The sequence below is a fragment of the Blautia sp. AF19-1 genome (assembly GCF_003479155.1).
GTDB classification, from domain to species: domain Bacteria; phylum Bacillota; class Clostridia; order Lachnospirales; family Lachnospiraceae; genus Fusicatenibacter; species Fusicatenibacter saccharivorans.
In genome coordinates, this window is record NZ_QUGQ01000005.1 from 124596 (window position 1) to 144901 (window position 20306).

General features: G+C 47.8%; 24 protein-coding genes. 21 read left to right on the top strand and 3 right to left on the bottom strand.

From position 1 onward, the window contains the following. Positions 1-10: 10 nt before the first annotated feature. Genes DWX26_RS04795 through DWX26_RS04840 form a run of 10 tightly spaced genes read left to right on the top strand, consistent with a single transcriptional unit; the run spans position 11 to position 7053 of the window. On the top strand, positions 11-916 hold the full coding sequence (locus DWX26_RS04795) for an alpha/beta hydrolase (protein WP_118600952.1): 906 nt from the start codon (positions 11-13) through the stop codon (positions 914-916). A 44-nt stretch (positions 917-960) separates the two neighbouring features. Then, on the top strand, positions 961-1488 hold the full coding sequence (locus tag DWX26_RS04800; RefSeq protein ID WP_118600953.1) for a class I SAM-dependent methyltransferase: 528 nt from the start codon (positions 961-963) through the stop codon (positions 1486-1488). Between the two features lie 51 nt (positions 1489-1539). Next, a complete protein-coding gene (locus tag DWX26_RS04805; protein ID WP_118600954.1) occupies positions 1540-2262 on the top strand; it encodes an L-2-amino-thiazoline-4-carboxylic acid hydrolase in 723 nt (240 codons plus the stop codon). A gap of 5 nt (positions 2263-2267) precedes the next feature. Further along, positions 2268-3044: a ZIP family metal transporter gene (locus DWX26_RS04810; protein ID WP_118600955.1), complete on the top strand. Its 777-nt coding sequence runs from the start codon at positions 2268-2270 to the stop codon at positions 3042-3044. A gap of 8 nt (positions 3045-3052) precedes the next feature. After that, on the top strand, positions 3053-3550 hold the full coding sequence (locus DWX26_RS04815) for a hypothetical protein (protein ID WP_243030529.1): 498 nt from the start codon (positions 3053-3055) through the stop codon (positions 3548-3550). 49 nt (positions 3551-3599) lie between these two features. Next, positions 3600-4334: a hypothetical protein gene (locus DWX26_RS04820; RefSeq protein WP_243030531.1), complete on the top strand. Its 735-nt coding sequence runs from the start codon at positions 3600-3602 to the stop codon at positions 4332-4334. A 9-nt stretch (positions 4335-4343) separates the two neighbouring features. Then, positions 4344-5186 carry a class I SAM-dependent methyltransferase gene (locus DWX26_RS04825; protein WP_118600957.1) on the top strand — a complete coding sequence of 281 codons (843 nt, stop codon included), beginning with the start codon at positions 4344-4346 and terminating at the stop codon, positions 5184-5186. Beyond that, entirely contained in the window at positions 5183-5917 is a 735-nt protein-coding gene (locus tag DWX26_RS04830; RefSeq protein ID WP_118600958.1) for a DUF6796 family protein, read from the top strand. The genes DWX26_RS04825 and DWX26_RS04830 overlap by 4 nt, the downstream gene beginning before the upstream one ends. Beyond that, entirely contained in the window at positions 5914-6552 is a 639-nt protein-coding gene (locus tag DWX26_RS04835; protein WP_118600959.1) for an L-2-amino-thiazoline-4-carboxylic acid hydrolase, read from the top strand. Before DWX26_RS04830 ends, DWX26_RS04835 begins: the two co-directional genes overlap by 4 nt. 12 nt (positions 6553-6564) lie before the next feature. Beyond that, positions 6565-7053 (top strand): N-acetyltransferase, encoded by a 489-nt coding sequence (locus DWX26_RS04840; protein ID WP_199676794.1) that lies wholly within the window; start codon positions 6565-6567, stop codon positions 7051-7053. Positions 7054-7337: 284 nt separating this feature from the next. On the opposite strand, the gene DWX26_RS04845 is transcribed toward DWX26_RS04840, so the two are convergent. Beyond that, positions 7338-7508: a hypothetical protein gene (locus DWX26_RS04845; protein ID WP_199676795.1), complete on the bottom strand. Its 171-nt coding sequence runs from the start codon at positions 7506-7508 to the stop codon at positions 7338-7340. A 68-nt stretch (positions 7509-7576) separates the two neighbouring features. Between DWX26_RS04845 and DWX26_RS04850 the strand changes: the two genes are divergently transcribed. From DWX26_RS04850 to DWX26_RS04885, 8 genes are all read left to right on the top strand, one after another. Continuing rightward, complete coding sequence (locus tag DWX26_RS04850; RefSeq protein ID WP_118600961.1) at positions 7577-8242, top strand: response regulator transcription factor; 666 nt, start codon at positions 7577-7579, stop codon at positions 8240-8242. After that, positions 8226-8858 carry a hypothetical protein gene (locus DWX26_RS17085; protein ID WP_243030533.1) on the top strand — a complete coding sequence of 211 codons (633 nt, stop codon included), beginning with the start codon at positions 8226-8228 and terminating at the stop codon, positions 8856-8858. Before DWX26_RS04850 ends, DWX26_RS17085 begins: the two co-directional genes overlap by 17 nt. Then, positions 8827-9264 (top strand): histidine kinase dimerization/phospho-acceptor domain-containing protein, encoded by a 438-nt coding sequence (locus DWX26_RS04855; RefSeq protein ID WP_243030536.1) that lies wholly within the window; start codon positions 8827-8829, stop codon positions 9262-9264. The genes DWX26_RS17085 and DWX26_RS04855 overlap by 32 nt, the downstream gene beginning before the upstream one ends. An 8-nt stretch (positions 9265-9272) precedes the next feature. Then, positions 9273-9686 (top strand): sensor histidine kinase, encoded by a 414-nt coding sequence (locus DWX26_RS04860; protein WP_158580586.1) that lies wholly within the window; start codon positions 9273-9275, stop codon positions 9684-9686. Between the two features lie 97 nt (positions 9687-9783). Then, positions 9784-10425, top strand: coding sequence for a hypothetical protein (locus tag DWX26_RS04865; protein WP_118600964.1), 642 nt, complete (start codon positions 9784-9786; stop codon positions 10423-10425). A 220-nt stretch (positions 10426-10645) separates the two neighbouring features. After that, the gene (locus tag DWX26_RS04875) at positions 10646-11239 is read left to right on the top strand and encodes a hypothetical protein (RefSeq protein WP_118600990.1); all 594 of its coding nucleotides are present in this window, start codon (positions 10646-10648) and stop codon (positions 11237-11239) included. A 151-nt stretch (positions 11240-11390) separates the two neighbouring features. Next, positions 11391-11927, top strand: a complete 537-nt coding sequence (locus DWX26_RS04880) for a DUF3877 family protein (RefSeq protein WP_118600966.1) — start codon at positions 11391-11393, stop codon at positions 11925-11927. 98 nt (positions 11928-12025) lie between these two features. Beyond that, entirely contained in the window at positions 12026-12562 is a 537-nt protein-coding gene (locus tag DWX26_RS04885; RefSeq protein WP_118600967.1) for a nitroreductase family protein, read from the top strand. Between the two features lie 69 nt (positions 12563-12631). On the opposite strand, the gene DWX26_RS04890 is transcribed toward DWX26_RS04885, so the two are convergent. After that, a complete protein-coding gene (locus DWX26_RS04890; RefSeq protein WP_158580587.1) occupies positions 12632-13474 on the bottom strand; it encodes an AraC family transcriptional regulator in 843 nt (280 codons plus the stop codon). Positions 13475-13809: 335 nt separating this feature from the next. Here DWX26_RS04890 and DWX26_RS04895 point away from each other — a divergent pair, with 335 nt between their 5' ends. The 3 genes from DWX26_RS04895 to DWX26_RS17365 all read left to right on the top strand — a co-directional run bounded on the left by DWX26_RS04895 (position 13810) and on the right by DWX26_RS17365 (position 18418). Further along, entirely contained in the window at positions 13810-16920 is a 3111-nt protein-coding gene (locus DWX26_RS04895) for a glycoside hydrolase family 2 TIM barrel-domain containing protein (protein ID WP_118600969.1), read from the top strand. A 147-nt stretch (positions 16921-17067) separates the two neighbouring features. Continuing rightward, positions 17068-17943 carry a phosphoribosylaminoimidazolesuccinocarboxamide synthase gene (locus tag DWX26_RS04900; protein WP_118600970.1) on the top strand — a complete coding sequence of 292 codons (876 nt, stop codon included), beginning with the start codon at positions 17068-17070 and terminating at the stop codon, positions 17941-17943. 352 nt (positions 17944-18295) lie between these two features. After that, the gene (locus DWX26_RS17365; RefSeq protein WP_279220559.1) at positions 18296-18418 is read left to right on the top strand and encodes a hypothetical protein; all 123 of its coding nucleotides are present in this window, start codon (positions 18296-18298) and stop codon (positions 18416-18418) included. Positions 18419-18503: 85 nt separating this feature from the next. Here DWX26_RS17365 and DWX26_RS04910 read toward each other — a convergent pair whose 3' ends face one another. After that, positions 18504-20201 carry a carbon starvation CstA family protein gene (locus tag DWX26_RS04910; RefSeq protein ID WP_022462875.1) on the bottom strand — a complete coding sequence of 566 codons (1698 nt, stop codon included), beginning with the start codon at positions 20199-20201 and terminating at the stop codon, positions 18504-18506. Positions 20202-20306 lie beyond the last annotated feature (105 nt).

A 20306-nucleotide genomic window follows, 5' to 3' on the forward strand; every position in this document is an offset into this window, starting at 1 on the left:
GGGCTAAATCATGAGTATCTTTGCATCTATCTTACGCAGCGTATACGAGCTCTCCGGCGCGAAAAAGGCGTTCGCCTTGCCGGAGGATGCACTGCGAAAGGAAATTGAAAAGCAGAACCGGCATCGTGGCGTTTTTACGCCCACCGACAGCAAGGCATATTATGAAACGATCGCGGTAAACGGCTTTCCCTGTCTGATCGTGCGAGAGCATCCGAAGCCGTCCGAGCGCGCGATTCTCTATTTCTTTGGCGGCGGCATGGTGATCGGCCCCGATAAGGGTGACCTGCCTGTGATGCGCAAGCTCTGCCGCGAGACCGGCTGTGATGTGTGGTTTCCGTTTTACCCGCTCTGCATGGAACACTGCATTACTGAAACATACGCGATGGTGTACGAATGTTATCGAAAAATGATTACACTGTACGGCGGCGGAAATGTCAGTACTTGCGGCTTTTCCTCCGGCGGTGCGCTGGCGCTTGGCATTGCGGCGCACAACAACGCGCAGCCCGAGTCGCTGCCGCAGCCACGGCACATTGTCGCCGTATCCCCCGGCGAGGTGCCGTGGAACGATGCGGAAAAGGCGCGGATGCAGGCACTCAATGAAAGGGATGTTTCCATTGACTATGCCTTTATGGTGACGGTGGAAAAGTTCATGCGGCATGGCTGCAAGAATGTGCCGGACTATATGCTCTCCGGCTCCCGGGGAGATTTTACCGGCGTAGGCGATATCCACTTCTTCTATTCTGCCGACGAGGTGCTCTACGGCGCATTGCCGGCCTTTGAGGAAGCCTGCAAACGGGCAAATGTCCCCTATACGGTGTCCGCCCGCCCGAAGATGGTGCATTGCTACTGTATGCTGCCGATCTTCAAGGAGGCAAAGGAGGACTTTGCGAAAATCGTGGACATTTTGAAAAAATGAGATCGGAAACGGTCGTGTGATGATTGAAACACGGAGAGAAAACCATGGAACGAAAAGAAGCCATTCGCGGTGCGTACCGAATGACGGGCGGAAACAGTTTTTATGACGGCATGATCACCTGCTCTACTCTGAGCGGGAAAGCGGTGTGCCGCTTGGTGTGGGCAATGAACAAGGCGGAAAACGACGCCTATCTGGAAAAGGCTGACCGCCTGCACCTGAAAAATGTAACCTTCCGGCAGGGAGATGTGGGAGCACTCTCCTATGCAGACAACACCTTCGACATCGTTTTGTCGCTGAACGGCTTTCATGCTTTTCCGGACAAGGAAGCCGCCTATCGGGAGGTTTTCCGGGTTTTGAGACCCGACGGGACATTCTGCGGCTGCTTTTATGTGATGGGCGAGCACAAGCGGACGGATTGGTTTGTCCGGCATGTTTATGAAAAGGCAGGTTTTTTTACACCGCCCTATGAGACGGTTTCCAGTCTGAAAGCACGGCTGAATGGAATGTATACGGATGTGGACATGGGAAACCTGAAAAGCATGGCATGGTTTGTCTGCCGAAAAGCGGGTTAAGTCTGAGATGGTCTCATGCACGCAAGAAAGAACAAGGAGGGAGGCAATCAGATGAAGGACAACGAGCTTCTATTCGACCGCAAAAGCCATGTGCTGTATTCAAAGCCTTGCAAAAAAGAAATTCTGGCGAAAATCGCCCTGCACTATCCGGAAGCAGAGCGGGAGACAGTATGGGAAAAGGTGCAGCGGCAGTACGTGGTCTTTCTCTCCGACTGGCGCACCGACTTGGGCGGCAAAAAGAACTTCCACAACGGCGTAGGCGGCACCTACGACTGCATCGCCATCATGAGCTACTACACAGTCTGCAAAGCCGTCACATCGTTCCATGAGATTGAAGAGATGGAGGAAAATCTGATTCTTCCGACTTTCCGCAAGCTGAAATTTGTGGACTGCAACAAGCCGTTCTGGAGGAAGCTGATGTACAAGGCGTTTGTTCGTGCGAAAAGCGGCTGCGACAAATGGCACGATTACGAGATGTCGGTTGCGCCTTATGAAACCGACAAGCCTATTTATTATGAATTTACGGCGTGTCCGGCGGCGGAGTTTGCCATCCGGCACGGCCTTACGGACATCATGCCCGCCTTGTGCAATGTGGACTATGCGTCCATGGAACTGCTCCATGCAAAGCTTATACGGGCGACTACCTGCGTGAACGGCTGCCGGTGCGACTATACCATCTGCGGCGATCAGGACCCGTATGTAAAAGAACATCCCGAGTATCGGGATGAAGCCGGATTTCGGCGAAACAAGCAACAATTCACGCAAAGGGGGTGAGATAAATGAAAACTTTTCTCGGAATACTGATTCCCTTTCTCGGCACAACGTTGGGTGCGTCCTGCGTGTTCTTTATGAAAAAATCCCTTGGCGATCTGGTGCAGCGCGCCCTTGCCGGCTTTGCCGCCGGTGTGATGGTGGCAGCGTCCATCTGGAGCCTGCTGATCCCCGCCATTGAGCAGTCGGAGGATATGGGGAAGCTGTCCTTTCTCCCCGCTTTTATCGGCTTTTGGAGCGGCGTGCTGTTTTTGCTCCTGCTTGACCGTTTGATTCCCCATCTTCATGTGGGAAGCAATCAGGCCGAGGGCCCGAAAAGCAAGCTCGGGCGCACCACCATGATGGTGCTGGCTGTTACTTTACATAATATCCCGGAGGGAATGGCAGTCGGCGTGGTGTATGCAGGCTTTCTTTCGGGAAATACGCAGATTACTGCGGCAAGCGCACTGGCGCTATCCCTCGGCATTGCCATTCAGAATTTTCCCGAGGGTGCGATCATCTCCATGCCGCTCCGGGCGGAGGGGGAATGCAAGGGCCGAGCGTTTCTCGGCGGCGTGCTTTCCGGCGTTGTCGAGCCTATCGGCGCGGTGCTGACGCTTCTTGCGGCGCAGCTGGTGATCCCGGCGCTGCCGTATCTGCTGAGCTTTGCAGCGGGCGCCATGCTCTATGTGGTGGTAGAGGAGCTGATCCCGGAAATGTCGCAGGGGCGGCACTCGAATCTTGGAACGGTGTTCTTTGCGGTAGGCTTCAGCGTGATGATGGTGCTGGATGTGGCGCTGGGATAAGGAAGTAAATGATGATTTTACAGGTGATTTTGGAAGGCATAGGACTTGGCGTTCTGCTCATTTTGGTTTGCGCCATCGGTATCCGCAAGGGCGCGGTGGGCATGGTGCATCTTTACAGCCCGAAGGTGCAGGAGCGGTGCGTAACGCTGGGACTTACAACACACGCGAAAATCAAGCGGAACGCTTTGATTTTCAAAGCTGTCTGCGTCCCCGGCTACATCGCCTATGTGCTGGTGTGCGTCTATGTGGTGAACGGTGCGCGGGGTTTTCTTGCGGGCTTCTGGCAGCTGCTGGTCATACTGTCCGTTATGAATCTTATAGACCGATTTGGGGTTGACGGCTATTGGGTAGGACATACGAACGCATGGGAAATTCCGGGAACGGAAGACCTGAAACCCTCCATTACAGCCAAGGATAAGGGCAAAAAGTGGCTGTTCGGCACAATTGGTATGGCGGTCATTTCGGCAGCATTGGCGGCAATTATGATGCTTTTTATGAAAATATGAGGTGATAGAAATGCTGTTTCAAACATATGGCGACAGGAGGAATCCTGCCGTGCTGTTCTTTCATGCAATGGGTGTGACAGGAGCGAGCAGCGAACCGATTGCGAGGTATTTGCAGGATCGGTATTTCTGCATTCTGCCCACCTCCACTGTTTACTGCGAGGGGCAGAAATATGTCAGCAAGCTGGACGAAATACGGCAGGTGGAGGACTTTCTGCATCGACAGGGCGTGGAGCGGCTGGCGATGGTGGTCGCTTCTTCCATTGGTGCAGACCTTGCCATGGCGTTTCTGACGCAGACGAAGCTGCCCGTGGAGCACGCTTTCTTTGACGGCGGGCAGTTCGCCCAAATCGGAAAGGGCACGCGCCGTATCATGACGCCGTTTCTGTATTTTGCCATCAAGAGCCTATATTGGTCGAAGGGCGGTACGCTGAAAAAGATACTGTGGTGTGACGACGATTCCATAAAGCCGTATTTTATAGCCGCAGGGGAAAATCTGACCTATACAAATTTGCGACGGCAGATTTCGGACAGCCTGGAGGATAAGCCCTTTCCGTCCCTTCCCGAGGAACTGCAAAAGCACAGCTATTTTGAGTTTGGCAGCATAGAAGATCATTTCAAATACCGTCAGGCAGTGATGGAAGCCTACCCCTGCGGCCATTATCCCGTGTTTGAGGGATACGAGCATATGCAATATCAGATACGCGATCCAAAGGGGTTCGCCGGAATGCTGACCCACATCGCCGAGCGTGACTGTATGCCGGAGCTGCCATTTATCAGAAAGTGAGCGTTACATATGAAATATAAAATAGAGAAAAACACCGTGCAGGAGACTCTGATCATTCCGCTGTATGCGCGGAAGGTCTGCTCAGAACTATACCCGAATCTTTACCGGGATGAAACAGCGGTTCGCCTGATTGACGAGATCGACTACGATTTTTCTGAGGCGGAGAAAAAATCCCGCAGCCTCATGCAGCGTTTCGGTTCACTGGAGGTGGCCGCGCGGCAGAATGACCTTGCTTTTGAGGTGCGGGATTATCTGAAAGGCCACCCCAATGCGGCGGTGGTCAATCTGGGCTGCGGGCTGGACAGCACCGGAAGAAGCTGCGGCAACTGCAGCTGTAACATTTACAATCTGGACTTTCCCGATGTCATAGCCGTGCGCAATGAGCTGCTGCCCGCCGGAGAGCGGGAGGAAAACATCCCATGCGACCTGAACGACACGGCATGGTTTTCTCAAATTGATGCCTCCGGCGGCGCGGTGTTCTTTGCCTCCGGCGTGTTTTATTACTTCCTGACCGAGCAGGTCAAAGCTCTTGTGCAGGGTATGGCAGACACCTTCCCCGGCGGTGTGCTGGTATTCGACGCTGCGAATCGGACGGCGGTGAAGATGATCGCCAAGACATGGCTCAAGAGTGCGAAGATCAGGGATGTGGGCGCTTATTTCGCAGTTTCGGACGCTCTCCAAGAGATCGGCGCGTGGGACAGCCGCTTGCAGGTCACCAGCCGGGGCTATATGCTGGGCTACACCGATTTGAAAGATCCATCCGTCAGCGGCTTTTTCCGTTTTCTCGCAAAGGTCGGCGACGGTATGATGAAAATGCAGATCGTGAAGATCAGATTTGGTGGCAAGCAATGAAAATGAGCAAAGAAAAACGAGCGCTTATTGCGGGCATGATTGGGTGCTCGCTCTATGTGATCGGCGACTTCTTGTTTGCGGCGACCGGGAAAACCCAAAGCACGGAATCCATCGGACTGATGGTCAAAGTCGCCTATCTCGATATGGCCACATGGCGCATGGTGGTCAGCATTATCTGCGGTGTTCTCGGGACGGCGCTCTATTACATAGGATTTCACCAGATGTGGAAGCTCCTGAAGCGGCACTGTGCCCAACCGAAGCAGCAGAAGTGGGTCAAGCTGTTTCAGATCGCCTATCTCACCGGCACGGTCTGCTGGGGCTATGTCCATGCTATGTTTACGAACATGGCACTGATCTTCAAGTTTACCTTTGAGAAATACGGCGATATGCAGGCTGCGGCTGAAATCGCCAACAAGGTGTTTTACTGCAACGCCGCGCCGCTGCTGGCATCGTATATTCTCTGCGATGTGCTGCTTTCTGTCGTGATGATCGTTATGATATGGAAAAAGATGCTCCATCTGAAAAATACAGCACAGCGGATACTCGCATCTTTTTGCAACCCCATCGTTTTTACGGGAATCGTGGGCAACCTGCTCACGTTTCTGCCGTGGCCGCTGGATCAGATCGATCACGGCACGGAATCCGCCGGGCACCTGCTGGTTCTGGCGCTGGGGCTGGTTTTGCTGCGGGAAATGGCGAAAAGCGGAGAATGTAAGGAGACCGTGCAATGAAATACATAGGTATGCCCATGGGAATGTGGGTACTGTTTGCAGGCTCATTCCAAAAACAGCTGATGGTTGTATTCGGCTATGATGCCGATGCGGCAAAAGCCATCACGAAAAAAGCAAAGCCGAAATACAGGGAGATCATCTCCGAGCTGCCCGAATTTGAAAAGGGTGACCGCTTCAAGATGAACATCGTCAACTGCGCAATGCTCGGCGCGTTCATTCTTTCCATGCCGGAGCGCCCGGATGTGGAGCGACTGACTGAGTATTACGCGAAGGCCATGATGACAAAGCCCATGAAATGGTTCTGCCGCAAGAGCGGGAAGAGCAAATTTACCGAAAAGGACATTGCCGGTATGAAAGCCACCGCCGCGTTGAGAGCCGCTGACCGCAACCCCTACTCGTGGAACATGGAGTTTTACGAATACCCGGATGGCAGCGGCTACGAGGGACGCTTCACCAAATGCGGCATCTGTGTGCTAATGAAAAAGCTGGGGCTATATGACCTCACTCCCGCGCTGTGCCATCTGGACTACACCATGAGCGAAGCCGGCGGCGTGACCGACTTTGTGCGGCAGTACACCCTCGCCTCCGGCGGCCCATACTGCGACTGCGGGTATAAAAAGAAGCAAAATAAATAGGGGGAGCGCACGGTGCTTGTCAAGTCTATGACAGAGGAAGAAATTTACGAAATCGGCCATGCCTTCGGTTATTATGACTACGGAGAGGAAATGGGAATGTCCGCTGCTTTTTCCGGGAAAGAAGCCACGGCGAACTATATCTGTGCTTATGTGTGTGGGGTGCTGCGGGGCGGCTTTCTGCACACTACCAGCCAGCGGGGCGAGGGCTATATCGCCTATAAGCTGCCAAAGGAGAAGATGGGCCTCAAGACGATGTGGCCCATTGCCTGCGGAATGCTGCGCAACTCTACCCTGAAGCGTCTTCTGCAGTTCGGTATCGCTATCAAGCGGGGCGGGGCTTCCCTGCAAGATCGCATGGATAAGAAAAAGAAGCCCTACATTTTCGTTGGACTTGTCTGTGTGCGGGAAAAATATCAGGGGCAGGGATATATGCGAAAGGTGCTGGACATTGCCTTTGCCGAGGGAGACCGGCTGGGCGTGCCGGTGATTCTGGAGCGGTGACCAGCAACTATGTCTACTATAAGCTGCTGTGACGATTGGAATGTCGGGGACAAAAAGTTCAGGAATCAAATGCAGATATAACACATAATAAGAGCAACAACCCCCGCACCGATCAGGCCATCGGCGTGGGGGTTGCTGTTGCTGTGGAAAAACGAAATGCAAATTGGACTGTTCAAAGTCGCTGTTTTCTCATTTCCCGATCAATTTATCTTATCTATCCGGACATAACGGCTACACGCCCGGAAGCAGCAGTCAGAGCACCGATACTAATCCGGTGATCATTTTTATTCTGCCAGGTTCCAACCTTCTGCTTTCTTTCGGATGTCGATAAATTCTTTGTATTTTCCGGGAATGTTCACCAGCTCGTCATGCGTGCCCTGCTGGACGATCTCACCGTGATCGACAACGAATATTTTGTCGGCGTTGCGCACAGTTTTCAGCCGGTGAGCGATCATGATGAAATTCGAGACTCCATAATAGATACATATTTCTCTGCTATACTTGAAAAATTGGAGGTGGAACAATGCAGAAGATTTTAGTTGTCGAAGATGATATTGACATTCAGGATATATTGAAAAATCATCTGATTGATGCGGGATATGAAGTTGCTGTCGCTTCTGACGGCGTGGCGGGGATTGCAATATTTGATGATACAATCGACCTTGTGCTGTTAGACATCATGCTCCCTAAAATCGACGGCTATGGTGTATGTGAGGTCATTCGCAAGCGGTCACAAATCCCTATTATTATGCTTACTGCGCTTTCGGATGAAGAAAACCAGTTGCGGGGTTTTGAACAGCAGATTGACGATTACATTCCAAAGCCCTTTTCGCCCAAAATCCTGCTGTGCAAGATTGCGGCTATTCTTCGCCGTAGAACTGCGGAAAATCAAAATCCATCTCTGCTTACTTATAAAGAGCTGAGTATAGATGTTGATGGATTCCATGTATATCAAGGCGGAAACGAGGTTGTTTTGACCAGCAAAGAGTTTGCGCTTCTTAGGCTTATGCTTGAAAGTCAGGGAAAGGTTTTTACTCGGCAAATGCTGCTTGACCGATTGTGGGCGGAGGATTTGGAGGTCGAAGATCGGATCGTTGACAGTCATATAAAGAACATTCGCAAAAAGCTGAATGCTGACTATATCAAAACAATCAGAGGGGTGGGATACAGAATTGACAAAGTACATTAAGCAACGGTTATCCGTCAAGATTTTTATAATTACATTTCTTCTACTGGGTGCAGCTTGCGGCGGAACATATTTTTTCATTTCAAAACTGTTACCTACGACATACTCCAATTTGATAAATGCGGCTACGGAGAAAGCCGCTATGCACCTTGTTGAGCAAATGACAGCCTTTGACAATATATCTGATTGCGAAAATGATATATCTAATTTTTCAAAGGAAACAAATGCCGCTTTTTGGATTGAGGATAGTAACGGTCGTATGATATATCCCGACGAGGCATCAATGGAAACCTCTACTACTTCGGCAGATTACACAGTTACATTCGATGAAGATGAATCGCTCATAGATATGCAACCATCTGGGAAAACTACGACAAAATTTTTACCCGTTCACATTGAAAAACGGTACTGCTTATACATTGGCAGTTCAAACGGATTTGTTCGTTGTACAGCAGGCAACAAAAGTATTGTTGTCTATACTTCCGTATGTCATCCTAATGGTCTTTCTGCTTTCTCTCCTTTGTGCATGGCTCTATACACGGTACATCACTCGACCTATTGTGCGACTGAGCAAGATTTCAAAGCGAATGGCAGAACTGGATTTTTCCGGTCAATGTAGTACAGGACGAGAAGATGAATTAGGTTGCTTGGCGCAAAATCTAAATTCATTATCTGCTTCGCTATCTACTGCATTGAACGACCTTCAAGCTGCCAACCAACAGCTCAAAACAGATATTGAAAAGGAACAGGAGTTAGAAAGACAGCGGGTAGACTTTTTCTCGGCAGCATCCCATGAACTGAAAACACCACTAACCATTTTGAAAGGACATTTGGCGGGGATGCTGAACGGAGTCAGCGGCTATGAAAATCACATAGAGTACATGGAGCGTTCGCTTGCCGTTGTTGATAGGATGGAGAAGTTGGTAAAAGAACTGCTGTATCTTTCCAAAGCGGAGGAACTCAAAAAACTGAATATAAAACCGTTGATTTTGCGGAAATGCTTCGGATACAGATTGCCGCAGTAGCAGATTTATTGGAAGAAAAGAAACAGCACCTTGAAGCAAATATTCCTACCCGCCTTTATTGTGAAGTGGAACAATCACAGATAGAACGGGCAATTCAAAATATATTGGTAAACGCAATTCGCTATTCTCCAAGTGGTGAATTGATTCGTATATCTTTGTCCGAAACGCATGGTACGATTCGTGGTGAAATTGAAAACACAGGTGTCCGTGTGCCTGACGATGCTATTCCACATTTGTTTGAAGCCTTCTATCGGGCAGATACATCTCGTAACCGCAATACAGGCGGAACCGGATTAGGGCTTTATATTGTTCGTAAAGTCATGGAAATGCACCGAGCAAATTACGGCATTTCAAATATAAACAATGGTGTACTGTTTTGGTTTGAATTGCCTTGTAAGCAGCCGGTAGACAACTCCATCTAAAATCCATAATCCATGCAAACTATATCCAAGTTGCTTTGTTATATTATAGCTGTCCTCAAGAGGGCAGCTATAATTTTTAGAAAGCGAGGTCTTATCTATGAAGAACAAAAAAATTTTGGCAATAGGCTTGTGCGGTGCAATCTGTTTAAGCATTGCAGGGGTTACTTATGCAAGTGCATTGGTTTCGGACACACCAAAGGTTTCAACATCCGAAACGGGAAATACATCCGGCGCAGATATTCTCTATCAGGATACAGACGGTGGACAAATCAGCGTTGACGGTAAAAATTGGGTTGCCGAGGCAGATTATGAGAAGAACAATGCGGCACCGGATGTGCAGTGGTGGACAGCCGATGAATACGAAGCGTGGATGAACGAACAGAAAAAAGAAATGGAATCTTTGATTGGAACCGGAGATGGTTGGTATGATGGGCAAGGCGTATTCCACGAATTTACGCAGGAAAGCGTAGATGCTATGATGGACAGCTATAAAGAAACTCTGGAAAGTATCAAAAAGGGAGTATTGTATTCCAAAGACGACGGTGACGGCGATACCTACTCCATGATTCCACCTACTGAAGATGTAGTTTCCTCTTATAGTGTTGATGTAACAAAAGATAACGGAAAAACAGTACACATTGGGGATTACTCCACAGTTGAAGAATTAGACAAAGCCATTTCTGACGCAGTTAAAAATGGTCAACTCACACAAGAAGAAGCGGACTCCGTTCAGAAATAATAACTAAGCCATTCTGCCGGACGACGGCAAAAGAAAAAAAGCCGTCGTAGAGCAGACAATTTGACACGCCCATTTGAAGCGGCGGCTTTGATTTCAGAGCCGCCGTTTCTTTGCGTTTACACAAACCTATGACGACTTGCAGGGACACGGTAGCCGATTGGAGGTTATTTTGCCGTGTCCATTTTATTATTTCATTTTTATCATTGACCGCAGCGGATCCATGAGCGGACTGGAGCAGGACACAATTGGTGGATTCAATTCCATGATTCAGAAGCAGAAAAAAGCGAAAGGGGAGGCTCTAATCTCGACAATATTGTTTGATGATGTAAGCGAGGTCCTGCATGACCGTGTAAATGTAACGGACATTCGACCAATGACAGATCAGGACTACACGGTTCGCGGGTGTACCGCACTTTTGGATGCGATCGGTGGAGCAATTCATCACATTGGCAATGTTCACAAATATGCAAGACCGGAGGATATCCCGGAACATACCATGTTTGTCATTACAACCGATGGAATGGAGAATTCCAGTCGCCGTTACAATCTGGAAAAAATAAAGCATATGATCGAACGACAGAAAGCGAAATATGGCTGGGAATTTCTGTTCCTTGGCGCTAACATAGACGCGGTAAAAACCGCAGGCCAGTTTGGAATCAGTGCAGACCGAGCGGTCAACTATCATAACGACAGTAAAGGAACGGCGTTGAACTATGAGGTCGTCAGTGAGGCGATCTGCACCGTGCGGAGCAGCGCACCGCTGGGAGCGGAATGGAAAAAGAGGATTGATGAAGATTTTAAAAAGCGGGGTTAAACATAGATAGAAAAGTTCTTTGGTGTAAGAAAATTCTGCGATGTTTCAGAATATTGAGTTGAACCGTCTCTTGCATCTTCCCTTCATTTATGAGATGATAATACCGTGTTCTGTCAAGGCATTACACGCACAACAACGGAGGTGACAAGAAATGACCGGCAATGTTTTAGAAAAACACATTACCGACACAATACGTGAATGGCAGGTAAAGATTGGATATGAAGGCGGTTCCATGAAACTGTATTATCCGGCGGAATCCCTTCGCAGATCGCTGTCCTTATCGGAACAGGACGATCTGAACCAGGCTCTTTCCTGCTTTTGTAAGGAAGTACAGCCACGCCTTGGAAATCTTGCAATTTCAGATAACAACAACCGCTACTGTATTGAAATTCCGGAAGAAGGCTGTATCTATATTGAAAAGGAGATTCCTGTCCCGGAACTGCTGCAAAATCTCTTACAGGTAATTACCACACCAGGAAACACGATGAATGAAGTGCGAAAGTGTTTTTCCGACTACGCGGTAAAAATGCACACAACGGTCAGGGAAAATGCGTCTGAGGAACATGAAATGGGACATGTCTTCTCGTTTGCAGATCCTTCCGTGGATGAGTACTGCTACTGCGTAGAGGAAAATGAATTCGGACTGACGTATCACCGTTTTTCGCGGGAAGACTATCAGGCGTTATAACTTTTTGCATGTGTTCATGGTATATTGCAACAATAAGTAGCGTTATGAAAGCGTAGAAGAGTTCTAAAGATCATAAAAATTAAGAGGAGGATAAGAACATGGAATTTTCAAAACTGCTGGAAGAAAGAAGAAGTATCCGCAAATTTGATCCGGAGAAAAAAGTAACTGCAGATCAGATCAAAGAAATTATAAACGCGGCGATTCAGGCTCCATCCTGGAAGAATTCGCAGACGACACGGTATTATGCCGTTGTTACGCCGGAAAAAATCGAGGCTTTTTCCGCTGCATGCCTGCCGGAGTTTAATCAGAAGAGTGCAGCTGGAGCAGCACTTGTGGTTACTACCTTTGTGAAAGACCGCTCCGGATTTGACCAGGAAGGAAATCCGAATAATGAAGTTGGAAATGGCTGGGGCTACTATGACCTTGGTCTGCACGACGAAAACTTTATTTTGAAGGCAAGAGATCTTGGCCTTGATACACTGATTATGGGAATTCGGGACGAAAAAGCGATTCGCGAATTTCTTTCCATCCCGGAAGAAGAACTGTTGGGCTCTGTGATTGCGGTCGGATACCGCGCAATTAACCCGGATAAACCAAAGCGGAAAACGGCAGATGATATCCTGAAAATTTTCTAAAACTCTAACTTTCATCCGCCGTTGGAAAGATCATATATTTTGTACATTTTGATCTTTCCAACGGTGTTTCTATTTCAAATTTTTTCGATACTGTCCCGGTGGAAATCCAAAAAACCGTGAAAACTGCTTACTGAAAGCATACACATCACCATACCCTACCAGACCGGCAATTTCCTTTATTGGCACGCCGCCATCAAGAAGAATACAAGCCTGCTCCATTTTTTTTCCTGTGCGGTACCGGGCAGGAGATATGCCAGTCTGTTTTTTGAACACTTTCCGAAAGGTTTCATATCCAAGCTGCAAAGAAGAGGCCAGCTCTTCCATGGAAATTTCTTCTTCCAGGTTCTGCGATAATGCATCGCATGCGATCTCGACCGGATCTCGTTGCATTTTCTCCGGATGCGTATGATATCCATGCATCCGGAGAATTTCTTTTTGTAATTCCGGGAGCAGAAGCGGAAGCTGGCTGTCCGGTGCAGCTTTCAATTTCCGCAGCAGCTTCTGATACCGCTCAAGATCACCGGGAAACAGCTCTGTGGTCTGAACGGGCGTCTGATCGTATACTCCAATCGAACAGAAGGCCTTGAAAAACGGCTTTCCTATGGAGATAAAAAATTCAAGCCATTTTCCATCCGGATGAATGATCGTAGAGTGTGGCACACCGGGAAGACGCTGAACAAGACTTCCTGCCTGCAGCTGGTAAGAAGTTCCGGTTTCTGACAGATAACGCCCGCTGCCGCGCAGAAGAACAAAGCAGCTGTAATAGGCATTGGAAAAATGGTACTGGGAACGTTCCGCTGTCTCTTTTCGCATAAATCCACAGGCCAGAATTCCATTTTTCATTTCTTTTCCGATGCATCGGTAAATAACATCACTTTTTTCAATTCGCTCGAGTAAAGATTCTGAAACCATACTTTTTCCCTTTTCATCTCCCATTTTGGATAAAAGAAACACCAGTTTAACTATTTTGAAATGCAGCGGTATCTTTTATACTATATATAAATGAAATCGCAGAAAATATCACTATTTTTATAGATAATCGCCAAAAACAGTATAGCATACTTTTTCAGAAAGAAAAACGGTCTTTCCTTTTATCTAAGACCAATCCGGATAAATCTATTTTACCGCGTAGCGAAGCGGATTGCAAATATCCTTTGACTTTTTGAAAAAATTTCAGAAAAGAATTTCTGCGATAACAAAACATGTAGAAGCACACGAAAAAATTTTTCAATGCAGGAGGATTACCCATGAAACAGACAAGAGACTGGGAAAATCAGTACGTAACACAGAAAAACCGCTATCCCATGCATACGCCCTACGGTGCATATGAAACGGTGGAGCAGGCACTTGGCGGAGACCGGATGGCATCTCGATTTGTTACAGATCTGAACGGTAACTGGAAAATTAAAATGTATGGATGCCCGGAGCAGGTGGAAGCGTTCTATGAGAATGGATTTGACCACACTTCCTGGAACGAAATCCCAGTGCCATCGAACTGGGAACTGCAGGGATATGGAAAACCGGTTTACACCAATATGCTGTATCCGTTCAAACGGGAAAACAACGGAACAGAAAAATTTGAACTGGAAATTGCAGAAGGAACGTATGAACTGAATGCTCCTTACGTGCCGGGCAAAAACCTGACGGGCTGTTATTTCCGCACCTTTGACGTTCCGGCAGATTATATGGGAAGACAGCTACTGATCGACTTTGGAGGCGTAGAATCCTGCTTCTATCTCTGGGTAAACGGAGAGCAGGTGGGGTATTCCCAGGACAGTAAACTGAATGCAGAATTTGATATTACCGACTATGTGCAGGAAGGAACCAATACCCTTGCCGTACAGGTCATGCGCTACTGTGACGGTACTTACCTGGAGGATCAGGATTACTGGCATCTGTCCGGCATTTACCGTGACGTCCGGCTTGTATCAAAACCAATGCAGCATATCCTGGATTATAAAGCAGAAACACTGTTTACCCATCCAGATTATACAAAGGCAACACTTTCGGTAACGATCTGGCCGGATAACTCCAAACCACTTTATGGGAAATACCATGCAAAGGTAACTCTGTATGATGCAGCACAGAACAAAGTAACAGAAATGGTTTCCCCTGCTTTTGCAGAGTGTGGATTTTATCTGATGCCCAAATTTATCGCAACGGTAACAGCCCCGGTGGATCATCCGGTTCTCTGGACCGCAGAAACCCCAGTTCTCTATACTCTTGTCGTAGAACTTCAGAATAAGGAAAACGAGACCGTTGACATCGAAAGCTGTAAAATCGGCTTCCGTCAGCTGGAAATCAATGATCGCGGTGTCCTGCTGTTAAACGGAAAGCGGCTGATTATCCGTGGTGTTGACCGTCATGATTTCTGTGCAAAGACAGGCCGGACTGTTTCCGAAGAGCAGATGCGGAAAGAAATTGCAGTTATGAAACAGCTGAACTTTAATGCTGTTCGAACCAGTCATTATCCAAACTCGAACAAATGGTATGATCTCTGCGATGAACTTGGCATCTATCTGGTAGACGAGACAAATCTGGAAACTCATGGTTACGGCGGACAGCTCAGTGCCTCTGCCGAGTGGGCAGCCGCTTATCTGGAAAGAGCAACCCGTATGGTGCTACGTGATAAAAATCATCCTTCTGTTGTTCTGTGGTCACTTGGAAATGAATCCGGCGCAGGTGCAAACCACGCAGCGATGCATGGCTGGATCCGTGAATATGATAAGACCAGATATGTACAGTATGAATCCGGAAATCCGAAAGGGAACATTTCGGATATTATCTGCCCGATGTACCCAACGATGAGCTGGCTGGAAGATGTTATGGCGGATGACTCCGATCTTCGTCCGTTTATCATGTGCGAGTATGCATATGCAAAGAGCAACAGTAATGGAAACTTCAAGGAATTCTGGGATTACGTTAATAAATATCCACGTTTCCAGGGCGGCTTTATCTGGGATTTTGCAGACAAGGCAATTGCAATTCTAAAAGAGGACGGTCATATCCAGTATGGGTACGGCGGTGCATTTGGAGAAGATGTGCTGGATCCGGTTACGGATATGTGTCTGAACGGCGTTGTATTTGCAGATCTTTCCTATAAGCCGGGCGCTTATGAAGTGCGAAACGGCCAGTCTCCGGTTACCATCGAACAGACCAGAAATCTGTATACGGGTGAAACGGCCTGGATTCTGGTAAACCGTTACCATACACTGGATCTTTCTCATCTTCAGATGCGATATGAGATTGTACAGAACGGCGAAGTGACTGCCAAAGGTACATACCCTGCATTCCACACCGCAGCAGGGGAGCAGGAAACGCTTTCAATGCCGGAGTTACCGGAAAATCTGCACGGAGAAGCGTATATCAACTACTATATGGAGCTGGCAGCAGATACGTTCTATGCACCAGCCGGCACGGAAGTATATCGCCGGCAGATTCCTGTTCATGCAGAGATTTTCCAGCCGGAAGAAAATGTTTTGTTTGAAAAACCACTGACGCTTGCAGAAACCGAACAACAGATTCTGATTACAGGTGATGAGACAGAAATCATTTTCCGTAAGGAAGATGGAGAATTCGAAGAATACAAAGTAAACGGTGTTTCTTACCTGACTGGCGGAAAAGACGAATTTTACCGTGCGCCAACCGGCATTGATGAGGGACAGCATGTCACAGAATACGATGCCCTCTGGCGTGCAGCCGGTCTGGACAAGCTGAAAAAGAAGGTAACTGCACTGTCTGCAGTATCTGCTGGAAACCAGGTTCTCCTTGAAGTAAAAGCTTCTTATACGGGTACAGCGGATGAAAAGGTTCTCTTTTGTGTGAACACACTCTATCGGATCGGAAGCGAAGGTATGGAACTGAAAAATGAAGTCATCAACCACAGCGGTCTGGAAACGCTCGCAAGAATCGGCCAGTCGTTCCGTCTGCCTTCGTCTTTCAAAACGCTTATCTGGTATGGAAAAGGACCATGGGAGACATACGCAGACCGAAAAGATGCAGCGCTTATGGGAACGTATACATCCTCCGTTGCCGAACAGCATATTCCATTTGTTGTGCCATGTGAATGCGGCGGCCATGAAGACACAAGATATGCTGTGCTTGGTGATGGCACGCATACCATTCAGATTACAGGCGGCGAAGATTTCCACTTCAGTGCACTTCCATATTCTATGGCTGAGTATAAACAGGCAGCTTATGAAGAAGAACTTCCGGCATCTCCGACTGGCACCTGGCTGATGCTTGACGCTGTACACGCAGGTCTTGGCGGCGATACTGGCTGGACGAAAAACATTCATCCGGAGTATCGCATTTGCGGTGGGAGATACAGCTATACGTTCCGTTTTCATTTTTCATAAAAAGAAGCACATTATTTAGTAGTTATAATAATAAGTGCTTGACAGTTTATAAGCAGCGGTGTAAAGTAAAGGTGTCGCAGGAATTTCATTCTATTACAGGATAGAAATTCCGCTCACAATCCTATACGAAAAGAAGAGGTATGCATGATGAAAGAATTAAAGCCAATCAAAGAGGGTAAGGTACGCGAAATTTATGATAACGGCGACAGCCTGATCATGGTAGCAACCGACCGAATTAGCTGTTTCGATGTCATTCTGAATAACGTGGTAACGAAAAAAGGTACCGTTCTGACCCAGATGTCCAAATTCTGGTTCGATCTGACAGAAGACATCCTTCCGAATCATATGATCTCTGTAGACGTAAAAGACATGCCGGAATTCTTCCAGCAGGAGAAATTTGACGGCAATAGCATGATGTGCCGCAAACTGGAAATGCTGCCTCTGGAGTGCATCGTTCGTGGTTACATCACAGGAAGCGGCTGGGCAAGCTATCAGAAGACCGGAAAAGTATGCGGTATCGAACTCCCGGAGGGCTTAAAAGAATCCGACAAGCTTCCTGAGCCTATCTATACCCCGTCTACCAAGGCTGAAATCGGCGATCATGACGAAAATATCTCTTATGAGCAGAGCATCGCTCACCTGGAAAAATACTTCCCGGGAAAAGGAGCAGAGTACGCAGAGAAACTCCGTGACTACACCATCGCTCTGTATAAAAAATGCGCAGATTACGCATTAAGCAAAGGCATCATCATCGCAGACACGAAATTTGAGTTTGGTCTCGATGAAAACGGAAATATTGTCATCGGTGATGAGATGCTGACTCCGGACAGCTCCCGCTTCTGGCCTGCAGATGGCTACGAACCAGGCCATGGACAGCCATCCTTTGACAAACAGTTTGCACGCGACTGGCTGAAAGCAAATGAAGGAAAGCACGACTGGACACTGCCGCAGGAGATTGTAGACAAGACCATCGAAAAATATCTCCAGGCATATGAAATGCTGACTGGAAAACCGCTGGCATAAAATAGATTTTATGAAAAAGCCCTGTACTCCGAATGGATCACACACCAAATGGAGTACAGGGCTTTTTATGCGATATAAACGCTTTCCTGATTTCTTGACAGAAAACCTGTTCTTCATCGGTAAGGAGAAATATTTCCTTTATGATCAGTGCTCCAATAATGACATTAGCATCTTTTACGTCACATAATTTTATATATTACGCAGGAGTCTTTAAAAAACAGCCGGATTATCTGCAATATGCGAAGAAACTTGCGGAAACCGGGAAACTGCATACTTAAAACTATTATTTAGGCAAAGCATTTGACGGATATGATAAAAGAGAGTAAAAACTGCAACTAGGAGGAATCGCAATATGGAATATACTTTCTTAGGAAAAACAGACATTAATATTTCGAAAGTCTGTGTCGGCTGTATGAGTTTTGGAAAAGCCGGAACGATGCATGACTGGACGCTGGATAAAACAATTGTTTCGTAAAAAACTATGGCATGTAAAACGCCGTCAGACTTGTTGTAGTCTGACGGCGTTTTACGTTAGGAAGCTCTTTGAAGAAACATCTATATTATTTCGTTTCCTGTCCCGCTTTCTTCCGGAACAGTTCTTTTCCACAGCTGATGACAATGATGACACCAAGAACCATCAGCAGAATGGCGATGATGAGCTGCAGTCCCTCAACGAGGAAGACAGCGGTTCCTGCTCCATACGCTTTTACAAGTGCAATGACACGCTCTACCAGTGCGGTAAAGGTGACACAGAGCATGATGATGAGCGGCGGGAACAGGGTTCTGTTTTCACGGCCGGTGACTTTCAGGAAGACACAGAGCGTGATCAGAACGAGTGCACTCAGCATCTGGTTTGCACTTCCGAACAGCGGCCAGATATTGGCATATCCGATCTGGGTCAGGATGTAGCCGCAGAGCAGAGTAACAATGGTAGAGAAATATTTATTGCAGAGCAGCTTTCTCCATCCGGCAGCATGTTCCATATCATCGACAGTGAACAGTTCCTGGAAGGACATACGGCCGATTCGTGCAACGGAGTCAAGACTGGTAAGTGCCAGCGCCGATACACACATCGTCATGAAGCACTGTGCTCCGTATACCGGGATGCCGAACATTTCCAGAAATCCGGCAACACCGGAAGAAAAGATCGCAAATGGCGTTCCGACAGCAGCCGTACCGTCTGCAGAAGCAGCAGCACCGGCAACGCAGAGGGCGAGGACGGCAAGCAGGCTCTCCAGAACCATAGCTCCGTATCCGACTTTCTGCATATCTTTTTCATTCGCAATGGTTTTCGAAGAGGTTCCAGACGATACCAGGCTGTGGAATCCGGAAACAGCACCACAGGCAACGGTGACAAACAGGATCGGGAACAGATCTCCGGATGCCGCATTGTGGAAACCGGTGTACATTGGAAGATTCATTTTCGGGTGTGCAACAACAAGTCCGACAACAGCGCCAAGGATCATGCCGGCAAACATAAAGGTTGTCATAAAGTCACGCGGCTGCATCAGAAGCCACATCGGAAGGACAGCGGCAAGAAAGATGTAGGCAAATACCAGATAAGTCCAGGTTGCTTTGCTTGTTACAAGCGGTACATTCATGCCGATTGCAAAGGCTGCAACAGTGCAGGCAAGGCCGAGTACCATTTCTTTCCAGCCTTTCCACTGCAGTTTTTTCTGGAGCAGTCCGAAGACAACAGCAAAAGCGATAAACAGAAGGGAGATGCTTCCGGCAGCGCCGTTTACAGTTGCCTGGGCAGAAAGCTTTGTGACGCCGTCAACCGTTTCGTAAGCATTAAATGTTCCGGCAACCATATCTGCAAAGGCGGCGATAACGATCAGTGTAAAGAGCCAGCAGAAGAGAAGAAACAGTTTTTTTCCTGTTTTGCCGATGTATTTCTCAATGAGAAGTCCCATGGATTTTCCTTCGTTTTTGACACTCGCATACAGCGCACCGAAATCGGTAACAGCACCAAAGAAGATACCGCCGATCAGGATCCATAAAAGGACGGGAACCCATCCAAAGACAGCGGCCTGAATGGCACCGGTGACAGGGCCTGCACCTGCGATTGAAGAAAACTGATGGGCGAATACGGTCCATCCATCGGTAGGGACGTAATCCTGACCGTCATTTTTTGCAACGGCAGGTGTTTTTGCTTTGGGATCGATGCCCCATTTCTTTGCCAGCCAGCTTCCGTAGAAGGTATAACCTGCTATCAGACATACAGCGGCGATCAGTACAATAACCAACGTGTTCATAATAAAATTCCTCCTCGTTCAAAAATGATATTTCCAGTTTACATGGATTTCAAATGGAAAAAGAAAAGGGAAAAGGCAATTGTGTTGGTATGCTTGGAAACAAAA